A 24,264-nucleotide genomic window follows, 5' to 3' on the forward strand; every position below is an offset into this window, starting at 1 on the left:
CGCCCGTTCAATGCTGGAGTGACCGGTGCCGGACTCAGGGAGCCGGGCAGAAGGACGCGAGCAGTTCGGCGTCGGCGCCGGTCGGGCAGGGCTCGAAGGTGAAGATGACCAGCGTGCCCAGCAGGATCACGAAGGCGGTGGCAAGGAACAGCGCGAGCTTCAACCAGAAGCGGGCACCGTCGCGCTCGGCGTAGTCGTCAATGATGGTGCGCATGCCGTTCGCGCCGTGCAGCATGGCCAGCCACAGCAGGGCGAGATCCCAGACCTGCCAGAACGGGTTGGCCCACTTGCCACCGACGAAGCCGAAGTCGATGGCGTGCACGCCGCCTTCGGGGACGATCAGGTTGGCGATCAGGTGACCGAAGACCAGGACCAGCAGCAGGATCCCGGACAGACGCATGTAGAGCCAGGCCAGCATCTCGAACTTGCTGCGCCCGGATCCGGAGCGGTTGTACTTGACGCCGTTGACCACGCGGTCATTGCTGCGAGGAACGGCAATTTGAGGCTTCAGCGGAGTGCTCATTCTTAGGTATTCCTCGCGATCAGTGCATGAAGGCGTTCATCAGGTGACGGGCCAGGAAGGGCACCATCACCACGACCCAGGCCACGATCACACCCCAGAACATCTGCTTCTGGTACTTGGCTCCCGAGGACCAGAAGTCGATCAGGATGATTCGGATGCCGTTGAAGGCGTGGTAGACGATGCCCGCCACCAGGCCGGCCTCACCCAGCGCCATGACGGGGTTCTTGTACGTCTCCATGACGGCGTTGTACGCCTCCGGGTCCACCCGCACCATGGCGGTGTCCAGGACGTGGACCAGAAGGAAAAAGAAAATGCCCACACCGCTGATGCGGTGCGCGACCCAGGACCACATTCCGTACTCGCCCCGGTAAAGGGTTCCGGATTTTGGCCCAGACTGGGTCTCCGTGGTTGTCGCGGCCACGATTGATACCTCCCTGTATCACCTGCGGGTGCCTTCGCTCGCCTCGGCGTGTTGATCTGCGTGCTGTGCACCCTTGCGGGAGTCTGTGACTCACCTCAAGATTCTCCAGCGAACTCGGGGTCACCTTATCAGCCTGGCGAGGGCGGAAGCGCCACTTGGCGACAAGGTGTCAGCCACCGGTAGTCGTATTCCGGATGTGACAAGCGCGGTAGCTCTGTCCACCGTTCGGCCGATCTTGCATGCCGCGCGTCTCCTGCGCCCAGGGCCCGGGGAGACGACGGGTTAGGATCGCGATCGTGACCCAACCTCTTGAGCACTTCTACCCCTTCATTCCGGCCGGCGGTGTCGGTTCCCGGCTCTGGCCGCTGTCCAGGGCGGATGCACCGAAGTTCCTGCTGGATCTCACCGGCTCCGGTTCGTCCCTGCTGCGCGCGACGTACGAACGTCTGGCGCCCTTGACGAACGATCCGGTCATGGTGGTCACCGGCCGTGGCCATGCCGGTGCGGTCAGCCAGCAGCTGCCCGAACTGTCCGCCAAAGACCTGGTGCTCGAACCCTCGCCCCGTGATTCGGCGGCGGCCATCGGTCTGGCCTGCATGCTGTTGGAGCGCCGTGACCCCGGGTGCGTTGTCGGATCCTTCGCCGCGGACCATGTGATCGAACCGGCTGCTGCCTTCCAGGACGTCGTCGTCGAGGCCGTCACCGCCGCCCGCACCGGGAAGATCGTGACCATCGGCATCCAGCCGACCACTCCGTCCACGGGCTTCGGCTACATCAAGGCCGACGGCGAGCTGGGCATCGAAGGCGCACCCTCCGTGCGCGGGGTCGAGCAGTTCGTGGAGAAGCCCAACGAGGACACCGCGCGGGCCTACGTGGCCAGCGGTGACTACCTGTGGAACGCGGGCATGTTCGTGGCCCCCGCAGCGCTCATGCTCGAACACCTCAAGGTCAACGAACCCGAGCTCTACGACGGTTTGCAGGCCATCGCCGACGCCTGGGGCACCGTCCGGCAGGACCAGGTCATGTCCCGCGTCTGGGAGACCCTGCCCAAGACCGCGATCGACTACGCGGTGGCCGAACCGGCCGCCGCCGCCGGTGATGTCGCAGTGGTTCCGGGTCGCTTCACCTGGGACGACGTGGGGGATTTCGCCGCGATGTCCCGGCTCAACCACGTCGGGGAGTCCGACGACGTCGCCGTCCTGGGGGAGAACACCCGCGTGCTGGTGGACAACTCCTCGGGCATCGTGGTCTCCGACACCGGGCGTGTGGTCGCGTTGATCGGCGTCGAGGACATCGTCGTCGTCGACACCCCTGACGCGTTGTTGGTGACCACCCGTGAACACGCACAGCGGGTCAAGGAAACGGTCAACTCTCTCAAGGCCGCGGGCGACACGGACGTCTTGTGACGTTGCGTGTTGGCCTGTCCGGCCGCGGCGTATTCTGAGGAAATGCCCAACATCACCGACCAGGACACGGAGACCGACGCCTTGACGGCCCACAACCAGCGCGGAACCGAGGCCCCGAACGGGGCAGCGGGACAAGCTCAGGCGGCCTGGTCGGGTGAGGTGGGGCAGCTGCCGTCCGTCGGACCGTTCCTGGGCCGTTGGTTGCCCGGTCTGATCGATTTCCGCCGCGACCTCCACCAGCACCCGGAGCTGTCCTACCAGGAGTTCCGCACGACCGATCGGATTGTCGCGGAGCTGGAAAGCGTGGGGCTCGCCCCGGTACGGCTCAAGGGCACCGGGTGCTACGTGGACATCGGTCGGGGGCCGATCGCCGTCGGACTGCGGGCCGACATCGACGCCCTGCCCATCCAAGAGGCCACGGGGCTCGCGTTCTCGTCGGTCAACGACGGCGTCGCCCACTCGTGCGGGCACGACGTGCACACCACGGTCATGGTGGGGGTGGCGAAGGTCCTGGCCGACCTGGACCGCTCCTCGTCGCTGGCCGGTCGGGTGCGGGTGCTCTTCCAGCCTGCCGAGGAGAAGCTGCCCGGTGGGGCGCTCAAGGTGATCGAGCAGGGAGTGCTCGACGGAGTGCCGCGGATGTTCGCCCTGCACTGTGAGCCAAAGGTCGACGTCGGCCACGTGGGGACCCGGATCGGCGCCATCACCTCCGCCTCCGACACCGTACGAGTGCACGTCTCCGGCATGGGTGGGCACACCTCCCGACCGCACCTGACCCAGGACCTGGTCTTCGCGATGGCGCAGATCGCGGTCAACGTTCCCGCCGTCATGTCCCGCCGCGTCGACGTCCGCTCCGGGGTGGCCGTGGTCTGGGGCGAGATCAACGCCGGGATCGCGCCCAACGCCATCCCCTCGCGCGGCACCCTGGCGGGGACCATGCGGTGCCTGGACGCGGACGCCTGGCAACGGGCCGGTGCCCTGCTGGACGAGGTCGTGGGCCAGGTGGCCTCCCCGTACGGCGTCGACGTCGAAGTGGAACACATCCGCGGGGTGCCACCGGTGGTCAACGGCGAGGAGGAGACCACCCTGCTGGAGAATGCCGCCCGCGACGAGCTGGGGGAGGACGCGGTCCTGCTGGTCGAGCAGTCCATGGGCGGGGAGGACTTCGCCTGGTACCTCCAGGAGGTCCCCGGTTCCATGATGCGACTGGGCACGCGAACCCCCGGCGGGCGGACCTACGACCTGCACCAGGCCGACTACATCGCCGACGAGGAAGCGATCGGTTGCGGGATCCAGGTCATGACCAACACGGCTCTGCGCGCGGTGCTGCTGCACACCCGGGAAGCCACGCGCTGACCCGGAGTGTGCCTCCCGAGCTGCCGTACGGCCCGTTCGAATCAGTGGCGGTCGGAAGTCAGGGCTGTCGACTGTGTGCTGTGTAACAGCCACGCGCTACTCGCGAGTACACTGTCGCCGTCACTTGTCAGACCCTGTCCCCGGTCATGCCCAGTTTCCGCCCCTGTGGGCCGAACCCTTCTGTGCTTCTGTGCCCGGGACACTCTCCACCGGAGGAAACATGACCTTCCGCGCTCGCACCATGAAGGTATCGGCCGTTCTCAGCCTTTCCGCACTGGCCCTGGCGGCCTGCGGTGAAGCTCCCGAAGAGGACGGCGGCAACGCTGAGGCCTCGGACTTCACGGGCTGCATCGTCTCCGACGAAGGCGGCTTCCAGGACCGCTCCTTCAACCAGAACTCCTACGAAGGGCTCAAGGCCGCAGAGGAGAAGCTGGGCATCACCGTCCAGCAGGCCGAGTCCCAGGCCGAAACGGACTTCACCCCGAACCTCAACTCCATGGTGCAGAACGGTTGCGACCTGACGGTCTCCGTGGGCTTCATGCTGGCCGACGCGACCAAGACCGCCGCGGAGGAGAACCCGGACATGCACTTCGCGACCGTGGACGACAACTCCATCCAGTTGGACAACGTCAAGCCCATCACCTACAACACGGCCGAGGCCGCGTTCCTGGCGGGCTACGTCGCCGCCGGTTCCTCCGAGAGCGGGAAGGTCGCCACCTACGGCGGTCTGGACATCCCTACCGTCACGGTGTTCATGGACGGGTTCTCCGACGGCGTGGACTACTGGAACGAACAGAAGGACGACGACGTCGAACTGCTCGGGTGGGACAAGAAGGCTCAGGACGGCACGTTCGTGGGCAACTTCAGCGACACCGCAGCCGCCAAGACCACAACGCAGAACTTCATCAACGAAGGCGCCGATGTGATCATGCCGGTGGCCGGCCAGGCCGCCACGGGCACCGCGGACGCCGTCGTCGATGCCAACGCGGACGGGCGCGAGGACGAAGTCACGTTCGTGTGGGTCGACGCCGACGGCTACGACACCCTCTCCGAGGACCAGAAGAAATACCAGCTGACCTCCGTGCTCAAGGGACTCTCGACCTCGGTCGAGGACGTCGTGACCACCGCGGCCGAGGGCGAGTTCGACAACACCCCGTATGTCGGCACGCTCGAGAACGGCGGTGTGGGCATCGCCGAGTTCCACGACCAGGAGGACCGCGTCGGCAAGGACGTCGCGAGCGAGGTCGAGGACATCAAGCAGAAGATCATCGACGGCGAGATCAAGGTCGAATCCGAGAACTCACCCGAGTGACCCGTCGTGGGGGGGGGGGGCCCCCGGGGGCCCCCCCCCCCCACGACCACCCCCCGATCCTGAGCAGCCCCAGAGGAACACGCACCCATGAAGCTCGAACTGCGGGAGATCACGAAGAAATTCGGGTCCTTCGCCGCCAACCGGGACGTTTCGTTGACCGTCGAACCGGGGGAGATCCATTGTCTCCTCGGGGAGAACGGCGCCGGAAAGTCCACCCTGATGAACGTCCTCTACGGGCTGTACCGACCGACTTCCGGCGAGATCCTGGTCGACGGCGAGCCCGTCGAGTTCAGTGGTCCCTCCGACGCTCTGCACCGGGGGATCGGCATGGTCCACCAGCACTTCATGCTGGTGCCGGTGTTCACCGTGGCGGAGAATGTCGCGCTGGGGTCCGAGACCCGCAAGGGCGTCACCCTCGACCTGGAGACCACTCGACGCCGGATCCGTGAGATCTCCGATCAGTACGGTTTCGCCGTGGATCCTGACGCCGTGGTCGAGGACCTGCCTGTGGGCGTGCAGCAGCGCGTGGAGATCATCAAGGCCCTCGTCCGCGACGCCCAGCTGCTGATCCTGGACGAACCGACCGCGGTCCTGACCCCCAAGGAGACCGACGAGCTGCTGGCGATCATGCGTCAGCTCAAGGCCGACGGCACCTCGATCGTGTTCATCTCCCACAAACTGCGTGAAGTCCGCGAGGTCTCCGACGTGATCACGGTGATCCGTCGCGGTGAGGTCGTGGGCTCCGTGTCACCCGAAGCCAGCACCTCCGAGCTGGCCGCCATGATGGTCGGCCGTGAGGTCTCGCTGACCGTGGACAAGCAGCCAGCGCAGGTCGGGGAACAGACCCTGGTGGTCGAGGACCTCACCGTGGTGGGGGACAACGGCGTGACGCTGCTGGACAACCTGTCCCTGTCCGTGTCCCAGGGGGAGATCCTGGCCGTCGCGGGCGTGCAGGGCAACGGGCAGGTCGAATTCGTGGAGGCCCTGCTTGGGTTGCGCAAGGCCTCCGGGTCGATCCGACTCGAGAGTCAGGAACTCGTTGGCCGCTCCGTCCGGCAGGTGCTAGACGCGGGAGTGGGCTTCGTCCCGGAGGACCGTTCGACCGACGGCCTGGTGGGCCCCTTCTCCGTGGCCGAGAACTTGGTGCTGGACCTCTACAAGGATCCTCGGTTCCACTCCGGGCCGTCGCTGAAGCAGAAGGAGATCAGGGCCAACGCCGAGCAGCGGATCAAGGAGTTCGACATCCGGACCGCCTCAGCGGCCGCACACGCCTCGACGCTTTCGGGCGGCAACCAGCAGAAGATCGTGGTCGCCCGTGAACTGTCCCGTCCGCTCAAGCTCTTCGTGGCCTCCCAGATCACGCGCGGTGTGGACGTCGGGTCGATCGAGTTCATCCACGACCGCATCGTGGCCGAACGGGACAACGGGGTTCCGGTGATCATCGTCTCCACCGAACTCGACGAGGTCTACGGACTGGCCGACCGGATCGCCGTGTTCTTCCACGGTCGCCTCATGGGGATCGTCGGTCCCGAAACCCCGCGCGAGACGCTGGGTCAGATGATGGCCGGCGCCACCGAAGAGGAAGTCCGGTCGCAGGGCGGCCTGGCGCACCCCGGCCTGCAGCCCCCGGAGAACTCCGGAACAGACAGCACAGATCACGACGGCGACGCCGTCTCGAACCTCCCGTGGGAGGAGCAGGCATGACCACCCCTACCACCAACAGCCCCACCGTCAACGCGGCCGAGGACCTCGAGACCGACGGCCCCGCGTGGATCGGGTCCGCACTCCAGCCGGTGCTGGCGATTCTGGCGGCCCTGGTCCTGGGCGGTCTGCTGATCGCGGCCACGGACGAGCGGGTCATGAAGGCGGCCAGTTACTTCTTCAGCCGCCCGTCGGACACCCTGTCCGCCGGGTGGTCCGCGGCCTCCGCGGCCTACCAGGCCATGTTCTACGGGGCCGTGTTCAACCCCAACGGCAATTCCTTCGCCCGCCAGATCTATCCCTTCACCGAGACCCTGACGGTGGCCACCCCGCTGATCCTGGCGGGACTCGGTGTGGCCGTCGCGTTCCGGGCGGGGCTGTTCAACATCGGTGCCCAGGGCCAGATCCTCATGGGCGCCACGTTGGCGGCGTACGTCGGTTTCACCTGGTCCATGCCGCTGCCTCTGCACCTGCTGCTGGTCGTGCTGGCCGGTGCGATCGGGGGCGGTGTGTGGGGCGGCGTCGTCGGACTGCTCAAGGCGCGCACGGGTGCGCACGAGGTGATCCTGACGATCATGCTCAACTACATCGCCGTGAACCTGCTGGCCTACCTGCTGACCCGTCCGAGCTTCCTGCGGGAAGGCTCCACGAACCCCATCAGCCCGCCCGTTGCCGAGAGCGCGCAGTTCCCGCTGCTGCTCGGCGCACCGTTCCGGCTGCACTGGGGATTCGTGCTGGCCGTGGCCGCCACCGTGTTCGTGTGGTGGCTGCTCAACCGGTCCACCACCGGCTTCGAACTGCGCGCCGTGGGATCCAACCCGCGTGCCGCGAAGACCGCCGGCATCAACGTGACCAAGGGCTTCGTGATCGTCATGATCCTGGCCGGGGCGCTGGCCGGGCTGGCGGGTGTCGCGCAGATCTCCGGAACGGAGGGGTCGCTGTCCGCGGGTGTGGCAGCCTCCTTCGGGTTCGACGCCATCACCGTGGCGTTGCTCGGCCGTTCCACGCCGCTGGGCACGTTCCTGGCCGGTGTGCTCTACGGCGGGTTCCGCGCCGGTGCCGTGACCATGCAGACCATGACCGGCACCAACGTGGACATCGTGCTGGTGGTGCAGTCGCTGATCGTGCTGTTCATCGCCCTTCCGCCGCTGTTCACCGCAGCCCGAGGCCGACGATCGCGCCGAGACAAGAGCAAGACCACTCGCTCCGCCGGGGCAGTCAAGGAGGCCCAGGCATGAGCACCGCAACCCAGACTCACGACATCGAACCCGCCACCCCGCAGAGTGAGGGCACCGACCGGGTCGACCCGGCAGCGCTTCCCTCCACCGCGCGGAGGGCTCCCCTCGGGTTCGCCGTGTTGGCGCTCGTCTCCTTCGTGGTCTTCGCCCTCGGAGCACCGGACGGGAGCGTGACGTTCCGCATCAGCGGCGACGGCGACCTCTTCCGGATCCCCGACGTCGTCGTCCCCGGGCTGCTCACCGAGTGGCTCATCACGGCGCTGCTGGTTGTTCTGACCGTGTATGCCTTCCTGCGCGTGCGCACGGGACGCTTGACCCCCTCCTGGGCCGTTCTGGTCTTCGGCCTGTTGTTCGTGGCCGGATTCCTGGTGTGGGTGGTCGGCGCCGCGGAGACGCCGTCGGTGTCGCTCACGGGCTTGCTGGCCGGTGGCGTCGCCCTGTCCGTCCCGCTGGTCTTCGGGTCCCTGGGCGGGTTGATGTGCGAGCGGTCGGGCGTGGTGAACATCGCGATCGAGGGGCAGCTGCTCTTCGGCGCCTTCGCCGCCGCGGTGGCCGGGTCCCTGTCCGGAAGTGCCTGGGTGGGTCTGCTGGCCGCCATGATCGGCGCGGCACTGGTCTCCCTGGTCCTGGCCGTCTTCTCCATCACCTATCGCGTCAACCAGGTCATCGTTGGCGTGGTGCTCAACGTGCTGGTCTCCGGCCTGACGGGCTTCCTGTTCGCCACGCTGTTGGAGTCGGATTCCGGGCGGTTCAACTCACCGCCTCGCCTGCCCTCCTATGCGATTCCGTTCCTGAGCGACCTCCCGTTGGTGGGGCGGATCCTGTTCGACCAATCGATCGTGGGGTACTTCATGTGGCTGGCCGTCCCGATCGTGTGGTTCGCGGTCTACCGGACCCGCTGGGGTCTGCGTACCCGCGCCATCGGCGAACACCCCAAGGCCGCCGATACCCTGGGCATCAACGTCAACCGGATGCGGTTCCTCAACGTCCTGCTCGGTGGGCTGATCGCCGGGATCGGCGGCTCGTTCTACACGCTGGTCTCCGTGACCTCCTTCACCCGCGACATGACCTCCGGGGCGGGCTACATCGCGTTGGCGGCCCTGATCTTCGGGCGGTGGAACCCGGTCGGTGCCTTCCTGGCCGCGCTGCTGTTCGGCTTTGCCTCCAACCTGCAGTCGGTGCTTTCCTTCCTGGGGACGCCCATGCCGAGCCAGTTCCTGGCCATGCTGCCGTACATCATCACCATCCTGGCGGTCGCGGGCCTGGTCGGAACCACTCGCGGACCGGCCGCGTCCGGACAGCCGTACGTCAAGGAGTGAGCATGACCGCAGCAACCGGATCGAACGATGACGACCGGTCACCCATCCCGTCCGGGGACGTTTCCCTCGGCGAGCCGTGGGACGCGTTGTTGGTGGAAGCCCGCAATGCCATGATCCGTGCCTACGCGCCGTACTCCGGCTACAGCGTGGGGGCAGCGGCCCTGGTGGAGGACGGGCGCACGGTCTCCGGCTGCAACGTGGAGAACGCCAGCTACGGGGTGACCCTGTGCGCCGAGTGCGGTCTGGTGAGTTCGCTGTACGCCACCGGTGGCGGGCGCCTCACCCATTTCGTGTGCGTGGACGGCCAGGGGGAGGTCCTGATGCCCTGCGGACGTTGCCGTCAGCTCCTCTACGAACACCGGGCACCGAGCATGCGCCTCCTGACGGTCTCCGGGATCAAGAGCATGGACGAGGTCCTGCCGGACGCCTTCGGTCCCCAGAACCTCTGACTGCATCGCCTGGCGTCCCTCGGCCGCGGCGGACGTGACACCCTTGGTGGCATGAGCACCGAGAGCACGGGTTCCTTCACCGCCGTCGACCTGATCCGCACCAAGCGTGACGGCGGGGCCCTGGGTCCCGAACAGATCGACTGGTTGATCGACGGGTACGTGCAGGGGCGGGTGGCCGAGGAACAGATGGCCGCCCTGGCCATGGCCATCCTGCTCAACGGGATGGATCGGCAGGAGATCAGCCGGTGGACGACGGCGATGATCGACTCCGGTCAGCGGATGGACTTCTCCGGGCTGCGGCGCAACGGGCAGCGGCTGCCCACAGTGGACAAGCACTCGACGGGTGGCGTGGGGGACAAGATCACGCTGCCGCTGGCGCCCCTGGTGGCCGCGCACGGGGTGGCCGTTCCCCAGTTGTCCGGGCGGGGCCTGGGCCACACCGGAGGCACCCTGGACAAGCTCGAGGCAATTCCCGGGTGGCGGGCCGACGTGGACCACGACCAGCTGCTCCGCCAGCTAGAAACCGTGGGGGCCGTGGTGTGTGCCGCCGGCGGCGACCTGGCACCCGCCGACAAGAAGCTCTACGCCCTGCGGAACGTCACCGGAACCGTCGAGTCGATTGCCCTGATCGCCTCCTCGATCATGTCCAAGAAGATCGCCGAAGGCGCTGACGCCCTGGTCCTGGACGTCAAGGTGGGCCGCGGGGCGTTCATGAAGGACCAGGCTGCGGCCAGGGAGTTGGCCGAGACCATGGTCGCGTTGGGCACCGACGTCAGCGTGGCCACCACGGCCCTGCTGACCGACATGTCCACGCCGCTCGGGTTCGCCGTCGGCAACGCGTGCGAGGTGGCAGAGGCCCAGGACGTCCTGGCCGGGGGAGGCCCGTCCGACGTCGTCGAACTCACCTTGGCGCTCGCGCGGGAGATGCTGGCCGCCGCGGGTGTGGACGAGGATCCCGCCGATGCGTTGCGCGACGGACGTGCCATGGACACCTGGCGGGCAATGATCGCCGCTCAGGGCGGAGATCCGCATGCCGACCTGCCACAGGCCGCCGTCACGGAGACCGTCACGGCACCCCGCGACGGCGTGGTGACCGGCGTGGACGCCCTGGAGATCGGGATGGCCGCCTGGGGCCTGGGTGCGGGCCGGGCGCGCAAGGAGGACCGTGTCCTGGCCGAAGCGGGCGTGGTGCTGCACGCCAAGCCCGGTGACACGGTTCGGCAGGGGCAGCCGCTGGCCACGGTGCACACGGATACGGCTTCCCGCGTCGAGTCGGTGGTGCAGCGAATCCACACGGCCTACACGTTGACGAACACGCAACCGGAACGCCCCGTGGCCAGGGACTTGATCCTGGGCCGCGTTGTCGCCGCGGACTTGTAGGGTGGACCCCGACAGACCCAGTACGCATCGAACACGGGAGGACCAAGACCGTGGGACTTTTTGGTAGGAAGTCGAACCCCGAGCAGCAGCAGCCGGAGGCTCCCCGCGAGGAGAACACCGCGGTGGCGGAGCCGCTGCCCGCCGAAGGCCCCTTGCGGAACCTGGTCACCAGCCTGCTCGCGGACAACGCCGAAGCGGGCAAGCTCACGCTCATCCAGCGCGGCAACACCATGAGTCAGCAGTCCGAGCGCTCCGTGGCCGGTCAGACCGAGATGGACAACGGCACCGTGGACCAGTCCCACCCGCTGTTCGAGGACGTCGCCGCGCTCTACACCGAGTCGATGTCCCGGGACACCGGTGCCTGGCAGACCGCCGTCGTGGCCGTGGGGAAGGACACCGACGGAACCCGCGAGGTCCAGGTCGACTACGACTTCCCCTCGGCTCCGCACAAGACCGAGCGCTATTCGCTGGACCAGGGCGCTGCAGCCGGTACCGCCGCGGGTGCCGCGGCGGGCGGCAGTCAGGACGGCACCGAGCCGTCGGCGGAGGACCGGAACCGCGGCGACGGCCGTGACTCGGACGGTCGTGGCGCCGACGGCCGTGGCGCCGACGCGACCGACCGCGATGCCGTGGACCGTGGCGGCGTGGATGGTGGCGCCGATGACCGCTCCGCGGGCACGGGTGCGGCCGCAGCCGGTGCCGGCGCCGGAATCGGCGCGGGTGCCCTGGCGGCAGCGGCAGCTCAGGGCCGCCGGGACCAGGCCGACGGCGATGCCTCCGCACAGACCCCGGCAGAGGGCTCGCAGGCCGGAGAGTCCGCAGACGCGGAACAGCCCGCCGGTGGGGCGACCTCGACCTCCGCACCGGCAGCTGCCCAGCCGGCGGCCGCGGATCGTTCGACCGGGGCCGACACCCGCGGGGGCAACGATCTGCCCCAGCACGTGGACCACGACGAATGGCGCGACGACAACGCGGGCCGTACCGGGGCGCAGGCCACGGGCGCGGCTGCCGCAGGAGCGGCCGCCGGCGCGGGGCTCCGTGGCGGCGTCGCGGGCGACTCGGACGCCCCGACCCTTGCCAAGGGCGCGGACGTGGCTCCGTCCTACCGTGCGGGTGAAGCTGCCGGAGCCGGCTCGCGGGACAAGCTCGCCGAAGGCAACAAGGTCCTGACCGAAGGGGACGTGCTCAAGCGCCTCTCGGGTGCTCAGCGCCGGCTGTTCGGCCCCGAAGGCAGCGCCCGCGACGTCTCCACCGTCCTGATCCGTGTCCGCACCCTGGGCTCCTACTACGACGCCCTGACCCACGTGCGGCAGGGTGGATTCTGGGACCAGCGCAACACCTTCGACCTGGTGCCCGAGGAAGAACTCAAGGTCCAGGAGCTGAAGGAAGACTCCTACGTGGAGGGCGAGGGCGCGCCCTTGGCCGTCATGTTCCGCTTCCGCCCCGGCATCCCCCCGGAGGTCTCCTTCGACTACGCGGACGAGGAGGCTTTCGTGCGCTACCCGGAGCGACTGCCCTCCCAGAACTACGTCGAGGAACTGCGCATGTACCCCCGCACCGGAGCGAACATCCCGCAGCACATGGATGAAGCTCTGCAGGACTGGAACTACTGAGGAACCACACCCATGACCGATTTCCCGAACCCCAACGACAACGGGGCCGGGAGCCTCAACCCCGCCGGTGACTCCGGCGGGGTTTTGCGCGCCCTGCCCAAGATCAGCCTGCACGACCACCTGGACGGAAGCCTGCGACCGGCCACCGTGGTGGAGCTGGCAAACCAGGTCGGCCACGAACTCCCGGTGGAGACCGGGGCCGAACTGGCCGAGTGGATGGTCCGGGCCGGTGACTCCGGTTCCTTGGAGTCCTACCTGGAAACCTTCGTGCACACGCTGGCCGTTCTGCAGACCCCGGAGGCGCTCCGGCGCGTGGCCCGGGAGGCGGTCGAGGACTACGTCGACGACGGCGTCATCCACGCCGAAGTCCGGTGGGCCCCGGAACAGCACCTGACCGGCGGCATGACCCTCGAAGAGGCGGTCGACGCCGTCCAGTCCGGCCTGACCGAAGGCATTGCCGCGGCCGCAGCCGAGGGCTATGAGATCTCCGTGGGTCAGCTGCTGTGCGCCATGCGCCAGAACGATCGTTCCGAGGACATCGCCCGCCTGGTCATCGACCGCTATGACCCCGTGGCTCCGGGTGGCGTCCTGGGCTTCGACCTGGCCGGACCGGAAGCGGGATTCGAACCCGCCCGGCACCGGGCGGCCCTGGACCTGCTGGCTGAGAACCTGATCCCCGTGACGCTGCACGCCGGAGAGGCTGACGGCGTGGACTCCATCCGTGGCGCCCTGGTGGACGGACGCGCCCTGCGCCTGGGCCACGGCGTGCGCATCTCAGAGGACATCACGCTGACCGACGCCCCCGACGGGGACGTGACCATCGACCTCGGCCCCGTGGCCACCTGGGCCCGCGACCGCGGGATCGGTCTGGAGATCTGCCCCCGGTCCAACCGGCAGACCCGAGCCACACCCGCGTGGAACCCGCCCGAGAACCTGGTCCGCGTGCTGGGCCCCGGCACGGCCGAACACCCGGTCGGTTTCCTGTTCCGCGCGGGCTTCCGCGTCGTCCTCGGCCCGGACAACCGGTTGGTGTCCGGTACGGACATCAGCACGGAACTCGGTCGTCTGATCAACGTGCACGGTTTCAGCCTGGACGACGTCGAAACCCTCCAGCGCAACGGGGCCCAGTCCGCCTTCGCGCCCCTGGACCACCGCGTGATGCTCGAAGCGCGCATCACGGAGGAGTTCGACGCCGTCCGCAGCGCGGGCGCGCAACTGGGCCTGGGTGACCTGTTGGCAGCCCAGGACGAAGGCGCGCTGTGAGCACGGAGCAAGCCCCGGCACCGGAGGCCGCGGGGGAACGGTTCGCCGAACTGGTGCGCGTCATGGATCGTTTGCGGTCCCCGGGCGGGTGCGCGTGGGACGCCCGGCAGACCCACGAGTCCCTGGTCAAGTACCTGGTCGAGGAGTCCTACGAAGTCATCGAGGCCATCGAGTCCGAGGGTGGACCGCAGGCTCACCGCCAGGAACTCACGGAGGAACTCGGGGACCTCCTGCTCCAGGTGGTCTTCCACGCACGGGTGGCGCAGGAACGCTCCGTCGTCGACGGCGGTTTCACGGTCCTGGACGTGCTGGAGGCGATCACGGACAAGCTGGTGCGTCGGCACCCACAGGTGTTCGCCGAGGACTATCAGGACTCCCTGGGCACGGAGGCCAGCAACGCGGCCTTGCACTCACGCTGGGAAGACCTCAAGAAGCAGGAGAAGCCCGAGCGCAGCGGACCCTTCGACGGTGTTCCGCCCGGCCTGCCCGCGCTGCAGTACGCGGACAAGATCCTGGCGAAAGGCCGTCGGCACGGCCTGGAGCCGGAGACTCCGACGGCGTCCGAGGCCTCCGCCGCCGGAAGCCCTCGAGCGGAGTTCACGTCGGAGGAGGACTTGGGAGAACTGCTCTTCGACCTGGTTCGCCACGCCTCGGCCCAGGGCATGGACGCGGAACGAGCCCTGCGCCGGACTGCCCGCCGGTGGGCCGCACAGCGCGGCGGGTCCGACCTCTGACGCCCCTCCCGCAGGGCGACCGGAAGGATTCGCGGGGGTGTGGAATCGCTCACCTACCGGCGAACGACCGGCAACAATGGTGGAGGCCCGTCCTGCGGTGGCTAGGCTGTGACACAGACTGCCCGTCGGGGGATGGCGCGCGTGCCCCGCACAGCGCCTCAGCCGTCACCGGGCAGAGTAATGAGCCGACGTACCAACAGAGGAGCACGTCCCATGGCAATGATCATCGATGTCCACGCCCGCCAGATCCTGGATTCCCGCGGCAACCCGACCGTCGAATGCGAGGTGCGCCTGGAGGACGGTTCCTTCGGCCGCGCTGCGGTTCCCTCGGGCGCATCGACCGGTGAGCACGAGGCTGTCGAGCGTCGTGACGGCGACAAGTCCGTGTACCTGGGCAAGGGCGTGCTGGGCGCCGTCGAAGCCGTCAACGAGGAGATCGCCGAGGCCGTGATCGGCCTGGAGTCCACCGACCAGCGCCTGGTGGACGCCACCATGCTGGAACTGGACGGCACCGCCAACAAGGGCAAGCTGGGCGCCAACGCCATCCTGGGTGTGTCCCTGGCCGTGGCCCGCGCCTCCGCCGACGAGGCCGAGCTGCCCCTCTACAAGTACCTGGGTGGCCCCAACGCCCACGTGTTGCCCGTCCCGATGATGAACATCCTCAACGGTGGCTCCCACGCCGACTCCAACGTGGACATCCAGGAGTTCATGATCGCCCCGATCGGTGCGGCCACCTTCTCCGAGGCGCTGCGTTCTGGTGCCGAGGTGTACCACGCGCTCAAGTCCGTGCTCAAGGACCGTGGCCTGAACACCGGCCTGGGTGACGAGGGTGGCTTCGCGCCGAACCTCGAGTCCAACCGTGCCGCCCTGGACCTGATCCTGGAAGCCATCCAGAAGGCCGGTTACACCCCGGGCAAGGACATCGCCCTGGCCCTGGACGTGGCCTCCTCCGAGTTCTTCGAGAACGGCTCCTACACCTTCGAGGGCGCTCAGAAGTCGGCCGAGGAAATGGCCGCCTACTACGAGCAGCTGGTCAATGACTACCCGCTGGTCTCCATCGAGGACCCGCTGGACGAGAACGACTGGGAGGGCTGGGCCAAGCTCACGGCCTCCGTCGGTCAGAAGGTCCAGCTGGTCGGTGACGACCTGTTCGTGACCAACCCCGAGTTCCTGGCCCGCGGCATCAAGGAGCACGTGGCCAACGCCCTGCTGGTCAAGGTCAACCAGATCGGTTCGCTGACCGAGACCCTGGAGGCCATCACCCTGGCACAGACCAACACCTTCCGGTGCATGGTCTCCCACCGTTCGGGCGAGACCGAGGACACCACGATCTCCGACATCGCCGTGGCCACCAACGCCGGCCAGATCAAGACCGGCGCCCCGGCACGCTCGGAGCGCGTGGCCAAGTACAACCAGCTGCTGCGCATCGAGGAAGCTCTGGGCGATTCCGCCGTCTACGCCGGCGCATCCGCCTTCCCGCGTTTCTCCGCCTGATCACCGAGCCGCTCCGCGGTACCTGACACCGTGACCGCCCGGGAACCCCGGGCGGTCACGGTGTTTTCGCCGCCCGCACCCGGTTCCGGCCACTAGACTTTCGCCCGAACCCCGGCCTCGACCCCAGGAGAACTCCCGTGCCCACCCGCGACTTCCTCGACGCGCGCACGGATGACGGCAGCCCGGAACCCTTGTCCGCCGCTCGTCTGGCAGGTGGATTCAGCGCACGACGACGCATGTTGCTCGCCGTCGTGACCGTGCTCCTGGTGGTCTTCCTGGCCGCCCCGACCACCAAGATCTACCTGGACCAACGGGCGGAGGTCCGGGCCCTGGAACAGAGCATCGCCGAGAAACAGGCGGCCCGGGACGACCTCAGCACCGAGGTGAAGCTGTGGGAGGACCCGGCTTACGTCCGCCAGCAGGCACGGGAGCGCCTGCTCATGGTGGAGCCGGGTCAACGCTCCTACCTGGTGGTCGGCGCGGACGGTTTGGGGACTGAGGCGCCCAAGTCCTCCGCGGTCCAGGAGGAGGCCGACCGGCCTGCCTGGGCCGACGCCCTGTGGGGATCGGTGCTGGACTCCGGATGGCCGGAGGAGCGGACGGCGCCCAGTCAGGCGGAGAACTTCCCCCAGCTGGCCGAGGGAGAGGCCACCCCCGAGGACTCGGCGGGGAAGCCCACCGGCAGCGCAACCCCCACCGACACCGGCAACGCCGACCAGCCCGATGCGAACTGAGGTAACCACGTGACGGAACACCCCACCGCCCCCCGCGGGCTGAACTCGACCGACCAGACCCTGGAACCCTCGGAGACGGACCTGAAGGTGCTGTCCCGGCAGCTGGGCCGGGCGGTTCGCGACGTCGTGGAGATTCCCGCCCGGTGTGTGTGCGGCAATCCGCTGGTGGCTGCCACCGCGCCGCGACTGGCGAATGGCACCCCGTTTCCCACCGTGTTCTACCTTGCCCACCCCGTCATCACGGCGGCGGTCTCCCGGCTGGAGGCCGAGGGTGCCATGTACGCCATGACCGAGCGACTTGCCGAGGACCCGGAACTGGCCGCCTCCTACCGGGCCGCCCACGAGGACTTCCTGGCCGAGCGCGAACGCATCCGCGTTGCCTCGGGCACGGGTGAGGTGCCAGAGATCGAAGGCATCTCCGCCGGGGGCATGCCGACCCGGGTCAAGTGCCTTCACGTCCTGGTCGGCCACGCGCTCGCGGCCGGCCAGGGGGTCAACCTGCTCGGGGACGAAACCCTGGAACGCATCAGCTCCACCTGGGACACGCAGACCTGCCGCTGCGACCCCGCCTGGCGCGACGCCTGACCGACTGCCGGCCCGACCCTTTCCCGGAGGAGACCTCAATGCGCGTAGGCGCCATCGACTGCGGAACCAACTCGATCCGACTGCTCATCGCTGACCTCGGCAACGGCGGTGGGCCGGGCGGCAACGGTCCCACGGTGACCGACGTGGTCCGGCTGAACACGATCGTCCGCCTGGGGCAGGGGGTGGATGCCACCGGTTGGCTGGCCCAGGAGGCGTTGGACCGGACCTTTGCCGCCACCGAACGCTACGCGGAGCTGATCGACGAACACGGCGTGGAATCCGTTCGTTTCGTGGCCACCTCCGCCACGCGCGACGCCGGCAATCGGCACGTGTTCGTCAACGGCATCACAGAGCGCCTGGGCGTGGAACCCGAAGTCATCAGCGGCCAGGAAGAAGCCGCCCTGTCCTTCGCGGGAGCATCGCTCGTCGCCCCCGCGACCAGCCCCCAGGACCGGGTTCTGGTGGTGGACGTCGGCGGCGGATCCACCGAGTTCGTGCTCGGCTCCTCGGACGGCATCATCGCCTCCCGCAGCGTGGACGTCGGGTGCGTCCGGATGGCGGAGCGTCACCTGGGCTCCAACCCTCCCTCCCAGGAGCAGCAGGCTGCGGTCCTGAACGACGTCGACAAGGCCATCGACACGGTGCTGCAGTCCGTGCCCCTGGCCGAGACGCGTTCCCTGGTGGGTGTGGCCGGTTCCGTCACCACCATCACGGCCCGGGCGTTGGGCCTGGACAGCTACGACGCCGAGCGGCTCAACGGCACGCAGTTGAGCGTCCAGGAGATCGAGCGGGCCTGCCGGGACCTCACCGAGATGACCCGCGAGGAACGCGCACGCCAGCCCTACATGCACCCGGGGCGGGTGGACGTGATCGGCGGCGGGGCGCTCGTGTGGCGTCGTGTCCTGGAGCGCGTCACGGAGGCGACGTCCGGGCGTGTGGTCTCGTCCACCACCAGTGAGCACGATATTTTGGACGGCATTGCGCTGTCCCTGGCCCAGGACTGATCGGGGCCCGACCGATCCGCACCGGCGTCCCCAACGCCGTTCCCGCCACCGAACCGGAGGCTTCGTGCCGAGCAACGCCCCTGAGACATCCGGAACCACCCGCCGAACCTCCAACCACCAGGCCCCCGGTGCCGCGGCGAACCGACGCAGCGCACGGCGCGTCCTGCTCCGAGGGGTCGGCGTGGGCACGGTGGGGGTGCTCCTCGCCGGGGCGGCAACTGTCGCCGTCGTCGCCGACGGGGAATCGGCCAACACCTGGCAGACGCCCGCCGCAGCGACCACGGTGGACCCCCAGGTGACCCCGTCTCCCGACGGCCCGGCGCCGTCGGTCCCGGTCACCGACCCCACGGACGTCCCCAGCATCGACGCCAAGATGCCGATGACGGCGGCCGAGGCGCGCAAGGGGGAGTACTGGCTGGACGAGTACGGGGTCCGCGACGCCTGGAAGGAAGCCACGGGCGAAGGCGTCAAGATCGCGGTGATCGACACGGGCGTCGACGGCAGCCACCCTGACCTCCAGGGAGCGGTGGGGCCCGGCACGGACGTGTCCGGAGCGGGTTCCTCCGACGGTCAGGAGGGCTTGGGCGCGGAACCGCCCCACGGCACCATGGTTTCCTCCGTGGCTGCCGGGCGTGGTCACGGTGCGGCGTCCGACGGCGAACCCGGCGGCGGGACGGGCGTGATCGGCGTGGCCCCGGAGGCCGAGATCCTCCCGGTCTCCACGTGGCTGGGAACGGAGAAAGCCGGTGTGCGCTCGACTGACGAGCAGATCCCCGATGCCGTCCGGTGGGCCGTGGACAACGGTGCGGACGTCATCAACATGTCCGTGGGTTCCCCGCAGCAGACCTGGCCCGAGTCCTGGGACTCCGCCTTCGAGTACGCGGAGGAGAAGGACGTGCTCATCATCGCCGCGGCGGGCAACCGCGGCAACGGCATCACTCAGGTGGGGGCACCCGCCACGATCCCCAGCGTCCTGACGGTCGGTGGCGTGGACCGTAACGGTGAAGCCGGGTGGGAGTCCTCGTCACAGGGCATCTCGATCTCCGTGGCGGCGCCCAGCGAGGACCTGGTGGGCGCCGTGCCCGGCAATTCCTACCAGGACTGGACGGGAACCTCCGCGGCAGCCCCCATCGTCTCCGGCACCGCCGCGTTGATCATGGACAAGTACCCGGACCTGTCGGCCCAAGAGGTGGCGCACAGGATCACCGCCTCGGCACAGGACGCCGGTGCCACCGGGCGGGACCCGCTGTACGGGTACGGGATCCTGGACGTCCAGGCCGCGGTCTCAGGTGACGTGCCGCCCATGGAAGGCAACGGACCCTTGGGCTCGATGGCCGAGTGGGTCGAGGTCCACCGGCGCCACGAGTCCAAGGAAACCCCTACCGCCACCGGTAGTGCCCAGCCGTTGACGGACCAGGTCACCACCGAGGCCAAGCCACCGGAACCCGTTGAACCGTTGAACTCCACGGGTGCCCTGCCGGTGTTCATCTTGGCGGGCTTCGGCCTGCTGGTTGCGGGTGTCACGGGCGCGGCAGCCTGGCACATCCGGTGGCTGCTGCGCGGCGGCAAGAAGTCCGGACGCAAGTGACCGGAGAACCTGCCTTCTCGTTGCGTCGGATGTGACTGGAAACACCGGGTCAAATAAGGCGTGAATGGGGTCTAGTTGTTCCGACGGGCGCGGTCTGGACTCGGGTCAGCGTTTAGACTCGGGACCATGGTTGACACTTTTTTGGCAAAGGACCGTAACCGGATCCTGATCGTCGGCGGTGGCTACGTTGGCTTCACCGTCGCCCAGCAACTTCAGAAGCGCATCAAGGCTTCCGGTGGTGTCGTGACGGTGGTTGATCCCAACCCGTACATGATGTACCTACCCTTCCTCCCCGAGGTGGCCGCGGGCAGCATCGAGGCACGCTCCGCCGTGGTCTCCCACCAGGAATACCTCAGCGACTGTGAACTGGTCTCCGGTCGCGTGACCGGCATCAACCACGCCGAACGCGTGGCGACTGTGCAGACCATCGCCGACGGGCCCGTCATCGAAATCCCCTACGACGAGATCGTCGTCGCAGGCGGTTCCGTGACCCGCGCGTTCCCCATCAAGGGCCTGGGTGAGTCCGCGATCGGCATGAAGTCGATCGAGGAAGCCGTGGCCGTGCGCAACTGGGTGCTCGAGCGCATCGGCATCGCCTCCCAGTCCATGGACGAGGACGTTCGTCGTCGTGCCCTCACCTTCGCCGTCGTGGGCGGCGGATTCGCCGGGATCGAAACCATCGCGGAGCTCGAGGACCTCGCCCGGGACACCGTGGAGCGCGACCCGCGCCTCAAGGTCTCGGACCTGCGCTTCGTGCTGATCGAGGCCGCTGGACGCATCATGCCCGAGGTTTCCAAGGAGCGTGCCGAGAAGGTCGTGGCGCACCTGCGTTCACGCGGTATCGAGGTTCTGCTCAACACGTCGCTGGACTCGGCCGAGGACAACCACCTCAAGCTCATCAACATGCAGGACAAGTCGCCCGCCGGTGAGATGGACGTGGACACCCTCATTTGGACTGCAGGCGTTGCCGCCAACCCGCTGTCCAAGAACTCGGACTTCCCGCTCGACGAGCGCGGCCGCGTCCGCGCCGGAGCCGACCTGCGCATCACCGGCGACGACGGCCCCATCCAGGGTGCCTGGACGGCCGGCGACACCGCAGCAGTCCCGGATCTCTCCGGTGGCGGCGTCGGTGGCTTCTGCGTGCCGAACGCCCAGCACGCCGTGCGCCAGTCCAAGGTCCTGGCCAAGAACATCCTGGCCGCCCGTGAGGGCCGCGAACTCGAGGACTACTACCACGAGAACATCGGCGCGGTCGCCGGGTTCGGTCTCAACAAGGGCGTGGCCAACCTCAAGGGCGTGGAGTTCCAGGGCTTCCCGGCCTGGGCCATGCACCGCCTGTACCACGGCTACGCCATCCCGACTCTCGAGCACAAGGTTCGCGTGTTCACGGAGTGGGGCCTCAACATGATCTTCGGGCGCAACACCGCCCCGATCCGTCACGTGCGTGACCCCCGCCTGAACTTCCAGACCGCCACCGGTCAGGAAGTCGTGCGCACCAAGATCAGGCTCTGAGCTGATCGAAAGGTAGCCCCTCACCGCGTCCGCGGGGAGGGGCTGGCCTGTGCCCCCATAGCCCAATTGGCAGAGGCAGCGGACTTAAAATCCGCGCAGTGTGGGTTCGAGTCCCACTGGGGGCACTCTAGGGTCGGGATCCAGTGCTTGAATCGGTACTCGGAATGCCCGACCACGATCGCAAACTACGGTCGATCCATCGGCGATGTAGAAGGTGCAAGAGCCGAGAGCGTTGCCGCGAGTCCATCCACGCGTACCGTGGGGTCATGCGCTTTGAAGTGGACGCCATCCTGTTCGACATCGACGGCACACTGGTCGATTCCACATCGGCCGTCACCCGGTCCTGGACCAAACTGGCCGACCGCCACGGCATGGACCCGGAGCGGATTCTCAGTGTGTGTCATGGTCGCCGGTCGCGCGACACGATCGAGGACCTGTTCCCGCCGGAGTCCCATGACGACGCCGAACGTGAACTCCACGCGCTGGAACTCTCCGATCTGAGCGAGGTCATCGCGCTGCCGGGGACAGCTGCGCTGCTCACGCGGCTTCCGACGCAGCGGTGGGCCGCCGTTACATCCGGTGACCGGGAGTTGATGACGGCTCGCCTGTCGGCCGGGCAGGTGCCGGTGCCCGAGGTCATGATCACCTCGGAGGACGTCACCGTGGGCAAGCCGGATCCGCAGGGGTACCGATTGGCCGCCGAGCGTCTGGGCTTCGACCCCGTCCGGTGCCTGGTCGTCGAGGACGCGCCGGCAGGACTGCAGGCCGGTTCGGCTGCGGGGGCACACGTGCTGGCCGTGACGACCTCGCATGACGCAGCCCAGGTCGCTCCCTTTGCCCACTCTGTGGTGGGCGACTTGAGTGAGCTTTCCGTCACGGTCGACGACGACGGAGGGCTGGTCGTGGAGTCACTGTCCGGGACATGAGGTCGCGCTGCGAATAGTGGCGGCAGAACACATTGGCTCCGGACGTCGCTGCCCGGCCGAACACGATTGCTCCCAGACCGAGCCCGACGTAAAGTCATCACATGATGACATCATCGAATGATGACAAAACTGGACCACACACAGCCGGTGCGCACCCGCGCCACCGTGCCGATCCGGCCGCGTCGGAGGCATCCACCCGACTCATGAAAGGACCGGAGGCGGATGCAGGTGGACCGGCCGCGGTCAACATACGGTCGCTGACCGTCCGGAAGGGCAAGAAAGAGGTCCTCCACGGGATCGACCTGAAGCTCCGCCCCGGCAGCATCACCGGCCTGTTCGGCCCTTCGGGGTGTGGAAAGACCACGCTCATGCGCTCGATCGTCGGAGTGCAGAAGATCCACAGCGGCACGATCACCGTGCTCGGGGCGCAGCCGGGGGCCAAGGCGCTGCGCTCGGAGGTGGGATACGTGACGCAGGCCGCCGCCGTGTACCGCGACCTCACGTTGGAGCAGAACGTTCGCTACTTCGCCCGGCTGTACGGCGCGGGGGCGGAGCGTGTCAGAGAAACCATCGAGGCCGCCGGCCTGACCGAACAGACGGAGCAGAAGGTGCAGTCCATGTCGGGTGGCCAGGCCTCCCGCGCGTCCCTCGCCTGCGCCCTGGTGGCCGACCCCAAATTCCTTGTGCTCGACGAACCCACGGTGGGCTTGGATCCCGTGACCCGCGAGGAACTGTGGGGCCATTTCCGCGGGGTGGCCGAGCGCGGAACCACCATCCTGGTGTCCAGCCACGTCATGGACGAAGCGGGTCACTGCGACCGTCTGGTGCTCATGCGCCACGGCGTGATCCTCCAGGACACCGATCCCGCGGAGCTCCTGGAGGCAACGGGTACTTCGACCTACGATCAGGCGTTCCTGTCGGTCATCACGGAAGGGGTGGCGGCATGAACCCGCGGACCTTCGGGGCCAGTGCCCTGAGAATCATTCAGCAACTCACCACCGACCGGCGCACTCTGGGACTCATCCTGGCCGTCCCGTTGGTCCTGGTGACGTTGCTGTACTACGTCTACCGGGACGTGCCGGTGCCGCCCGGCGGGCAGGACCCGTTCCCCCGGATCGCCCTGATCATGCTGGGAATCCTGCCCATGCTGGTCATGTTCGCGGTGACGTCCGTGGCCATGTTGCGGGAGCGAACCTCCGGGACCCTGGAGCGTCTGTGGACCACGCCGCTGCACCGGGCCGACCTGGTGGGTGGATACGCCCTGGCCTTCGCCGGTATGGCGGTGTTGCAGTCGCTGCTGCTCAGTGCCGTGACGTACTGGTTCCTGGGGGTCACCACTGAGGGGTCCGCCGGGTGGGTGGTGCTGGTTGCCGCACTGTCTTCCACGGTGGGTATCGCCTTCGGGCTGCTGGCCAGTGCCTTCGCCCGCACCGAGTTCCAGGCCGTCCAGTTCATGCCCGTGTTCATCTCTCCCCAGATCTTCCTGTGCGGCCTTCTGGTGGACACGGACCTCATGCCGGATGTCCTGCAGTGGCTGTCAGAGTTCATGCCCATGACCTATGCCGTGGACGCCCTCATGCAGATTCGGGACAGTGCGAGCATGGGGTCAGATTTCACCGGCGACGCGCTGATGCTGGCCGCCATGGCCCTTGGCGCCCTGCTGCTCGCCGCACTGACCATGCCGCGCAGCACCCGATGACGGTGCA

Annotated in this window: 22 protein-coding genes and 1 tRNA gene; 21 read left to right on the plus strand and 2 right to left on the minus strand. The window is 68.1% G+C overall.

Going from position 1 to position 24,264, the window contains the following annotated elements; all coding sequences use genetic code 11:
- Nucleotides 1-34: 34 nt before the first annotated feature.
- Nucleotides 35-523 (minus strand): succinate dehydrogenase hydrophobic membrane anchor subunit, encoded by a 489-nt coding sequence (locus tag EDL96_RS11665; RefSeq protein ID WP_123826340.1) that lies wholly within the window; start codon nt 521-523, stop codon nt 35-37.
- A 19-nt stretch (nt 524-542) separates the two neighbouring features.
- Entirely contained in the window at nt 543-944 is a 402-nt protein-coding gene (gene sdhC / locus EDL96_RS11670; protein WP_267900156.1) for a succinate dehydrogenase, cytochrome b556 subunit, read from the minus strand.
- 239 nt (nt 945-1,183) lie between these two features.
- Here sdhC and EDL96_RS11675 point away from each other — a divergent pair, with 239 nt between their 5' ends.
- From EDL96_RS11675 to EDL96_RS11775, 21 genes are all read left to right on the plus strand, one after another.
- The gene (locus EDL96_RS11675) at nt 1,184-2,350 is read left to right on the plus strand and encodes a mannose-1-phosphate guanylyltransferase (protein ID WP_123826342.1); all 1,167 of its coding nucleotides are present in this window, start codon (nt 1,184-1,186) and stop codon (nt 2,348-2,350) included.
- A 42-nt stretch (nt 2,351-2,392) separates the two neighbouring features.
- A complete protein-coding gene (locus tag EDL96_RS11680; RefSeq protein WP_123826344.1) occupies nt 2,393-3,706 on the plus strand; it encodes an amidohydrolase in 1,314 nt (437 codons plus the stop codon).
- Between the two features lie 220 nt (nt 3,707-3,926).
- Nucleotides 3,927-5,018 carry a BMP family lipoprotein gene (locus EDL96_RS11685; protein WP_123826346.1) on the plus strand — a complete coding sequence of 364 codons (1,092 nt, stop codon included), beginning with the start codon at nt 3,927-3,929 and terminating at the stop codon, nt 5,016-5,018.
- 87 nt (nt 5,019-5,105) lie between these two features.
- Nucleotides 5,106-6,722 (plus strand): ABC transporter ATP-binding protein, encoded by a 1,617-nt coding sequence (locus EDL96_RS11690; protein WP_123826348.1) that lies wholly within the window; start codon nt 5,106-5,108, stop codon nt 6,720-6,722.
- Nucleotides 6,719-7,957, plus strand: a complete 1,239-nt coding sequence (locus EDL96_RS11695) for an ABC transporter permease (RefSeq protein ID WP_123826350.1) — start codon at nt 6,719-6,721, stop codon at nt 7,955-7,957. Before EDL96_RS11690 ends, EDL96_RS11695 begins: the two co-directional genes overlap by 4 nt.
- Nucleotides 7,954-9,276, plus strand: coding sequence for an ABC transporter permease (locus EDL96_RS11700; protein ID WP_123826352.1), 1,323 nt, complete (start codon nt 7,954-7,956; stop codon nt 9,274-9,276). Before EDL96_RS11695 ends, EDL96_RS11700 begins: the two co-directional genes overlap by 4 nt.
- A 2-nt stretch (nt 9,277-9,278) precedes the next feature.
- Nucleotides 9,279-9,725, plus strand: a complete 447-nt coding sequence (locus EDL96_RS11705; RefSeq protein WP_123826354.1) for a cytidine deaminase — start codon at nt 9,279-9,281, stop codon at nt 9,723-9,725.
- Between the two features lie 51 nt (nt 9,726-9,776).
- Complete coding sequence (locus EDL96_RS11710; RefSeq protein ID WP_123826356.1) at nt 9,777-11,105, plus strand: thymidine phosphorylase; 1,329 nt, start codon at nt 9,777-9,779, stop codon at nt 11,103-11,105.
- A gap of 50 nt (nt 11,106-11,155) precedes the next feature.
- Nucleotides 11,156-12,718, plus strand: a complete 1,563-nt coding sequence (locus tag EDL96_RS11715; protein ID WP_123826358.1) for a hypothetical protein — start codon at nt 11,156-11,158, stop codon at nt 12,716-12,718.
- Nucleotides 12,719-12,730: 12 nt separating this feature from the next.
- Nucleotides 12,731-13,981, plus strand: coding sequence for an adenosine deaminase (locus EDL96_RS11720; protein ID WP_123826360.1), 1,251 nt, complete (start codon nt 12,731-12,733; stop codon nt 13,979-13,981).
- Nucleotides 13,978-14,715: a MazG family protein gene (locus EDL96_RS11725; protein ID WP_233568865.1), complete on the plus strand. Its 738-nt coding sequence runs from the start codon at nt 13,978-13,980 to the stop codon at nt 14,713-14,715. The genes EDL96_RS11720 and EDL96_RS11725 overlap by 4 nt, the downstream gene beginning before the upstream one ends.
- A 213-nt stretch (nt 14,716-14,928) precedes the next feature.
- A complete protein-coding gene (gene eno / locus EDL96_RS11730) occupies nt 14,929-16,209 on the plus strand; it encodes a phosphopyruvate hydratase (RefSeq protein WP_123826362.1) in 1,281 nt (426 codons plus the stop codon).
- 137 nt (nt 16,210-16,346) lie between these two features.
- Nucleotides 16,347-16,943: an FtsB family cell division protein gene (locus tag EDL96_RS11735; protein WP_123826364.1), complete on the plus strand. Its 597-nt coding sequence runs from the start codon at nt 16,347-16,349 to the stop codon at nt 16,941-16,943.
- Nucleotides 16,944-16,982: 39 nt separating this feature from the next.
- Entirely contained in the window at nt 16,983-17,528 is a 546-nt protein-coding gene (locus EDL96_RS11740; protein ID WP_167739354.1) for a DUF501 domain-containing protein, read from the plus strand.
- 38 nt (nt 17,529-17,566) lie between these two features.
- Nucleotides 17,567-18,532, plus strand: a complete 966-nt coding sequence (locus EDL96_RS11745; protein ID WP_123826368.1) for a Ppx/GppA phosphatase family protein — start codon at nt 17,567-17,569, stop codon at nt 18,530-18,532.
- Between the two features lie 64 nt (nt 18,533-18,596).
- A complete protein-coding gene (locus EDL96_RS11750) occupies nt 18,597-20,120 on the plus strand; it encodes a S8 family peptidase (protein WP_233568866.1) in 1,524 nt (507 codons plus the stop codon).
- 126 nt (nt 20,121-20,246) lie between these two features.
- Nucleotides 20,247-21,632, plus strand: coding sequence for an NAD(P)/FAD-dependent oxidoreductase (locus tag EDL96_RS11755; protein WP_123826370.1), 1,386 nt, complete (start codon nt 20,247-20,249; stop codon nt 21,630-21,632).
- A gap of 51 nt (nt 21,633-21,683) precedes the next feature.
- Nucleotides 21,684-21,757, plus strand: a tRNA-Leu gene (locus EDL96_RS11760).
- A gap of 141 nt (nt 21,758-21,898) precedes the next feature.
- The gene (locus EDL96_RS11765; RefSeq protein ID WP_123826372.1) at nt 21,899-22,558 is read left to right on the plus strand and encodes an HAD family hydrolase; all 660 of its coding nucleotides are present in this window, start codon (nt 21,899-21,901) and stop codon (nt 22,556-22,558) included.
- A 203-nt stretch (nt 22,559-22,761) separates the two neighbouring features.
- Nucleotides 22,762-23,505 carry an ABC transporter ATP-binding protein gene (locus EDL96_RS11770; protein WP_199732604.1) on the plus strand — a complete coding sequence of 248 codons (744 nt, stop codon included), beginning with the start codon at nt 22,762-22,764 and terminating at the stop codon, nt 23,503-23,505.
- Nucleotides 23,502-24,257, plus strand: coding sequence for an ABC transporter permease (locus EDL96_RS11775; RefSeq protein ID WP_123826376.1), 756 nt, complete (start codon nt 23,502-23,504; stop codon nt 24,255-24,257). Before EDL96_RS11770 ends, EDL96_RS11775 begins: the two co-directional genes overlap by 4 nt.
- Nucleotides 24,258-24,264 lie beyond the last annotated feature (7 nt).

The sequence above is a fragment of the Kocuria soli genome, from assembly GCF_003797835.1.
Lineage (GTDB): Bacteria > Actinomycetota > Actinomycetes > Actinomycetales > Micrococcaceae > Kocuria > Kocuria soli.

Coding starts and splice junctions, on each gene's coding strand:
- EDL96_RS11675 (WP_123826342.1), top strand. CDS start 1,184: ATGCCGCGCGTCTCCTGCGCCCAGGGCCCGGGGAGACGACGGGTTAGG.
- EDL96_RS11700 (WP_123826352.1), top strand. CDS start 7,954: ATGAGCACCGCAACCCAGACTCACGACATCGAACCCGCCACCCCGCAG.
- EDL96_RS11680 (WP_123826344.1), top strand. CDS start 2,393: ATGCCCAACATCACCGACCAGGACACGGAGACCGACGCCTTGACGGCC.
- EDL96_RS11770 (WP_199732604.1), top strand. CDS start 22,762: ATGAAAGGACCGGAGGCGGATGCAGGTGGACCGGCCGCGGTCAACATA.
- EDL96_RS11710 (WP_123826356.1), top strand. CDS start 9,777: ATGAGCACCGAGAGCACGGGTTCCTTCACCGCCGTCGACCTGATCCGC.
- EDL96_RS11685 (WP_123826346.1), top strand. CDS start 3,927: ATGACCTTCCGCGCTCGCACCATGAAGGTATCGGCCGTTCTCAGCCTT.
- EDL96_RS11705 (WP_123826354.1), top strand. CDS start 9,279: ATGACCGCAGCAACCGGATCGAACGATGACGACCGGTCACCCATCCCG.
- eno (WP_123826362.1), top strand. CDS start 14,929: ATGGCAATGATCATCGATGTCCACGCCCGCCAGATCCTGGATTCCCGC.
- EDL96_RS11765 (WP_123826372.1), top strand. CDS start 21,899: ATGCGCTTTGAAGTGGACGCCATCCTGTTCGACATCGACGGCACACTG.
- EDL96_RS11745 (WP_123826368.1), top strand. CDS start 17,567: ATGCGCGTAGGCGCCATCGACTGCGGAACCAACTCGATCCGACTGCTC.
- EDL96_RS11755 (WP_123826370.1), top strand. CDS start 20,247: ATGGTTGACACTTTTTTGGCAAAGGACCGTAACCGGATCCTGATCGTC.
- EDL96_RS11695 (WP_123826350.1), top strand. CDS start 6,719: ATGACCACCCCTACCACCAACAGCCCCACCGTCAACGCGGCCGAGGAC.
- EDL96_RS11775 (WP_123826376.1), top strand. CDS start 23,502: ATGAACCCGCGGACCTTCGGGGCCAGTGCCCTGAGAATCATTCAGCAA.
- EDL96_RS11665 (WP_123826340.1), bottom strand. CDS start 523: ATGAGCACTCCGCTGAAGCCTCAAATTGCCGTTCCTCGCAGCAATGAC.
- EDL96_RS11690 (WP_123826348.1), top strand. CDS start 5,106: ATGAAGCTCGAACTGCGGGAGATCACGAAGAAATTCGGGTCCTTCGCC.
- EDL96_RS11720 (WP_123826360.1), top strand. CDS start 12,731: ATGACCGATTTCCCGAACCCCAACGACAACGGGGCCGGGAGCCTCAAC.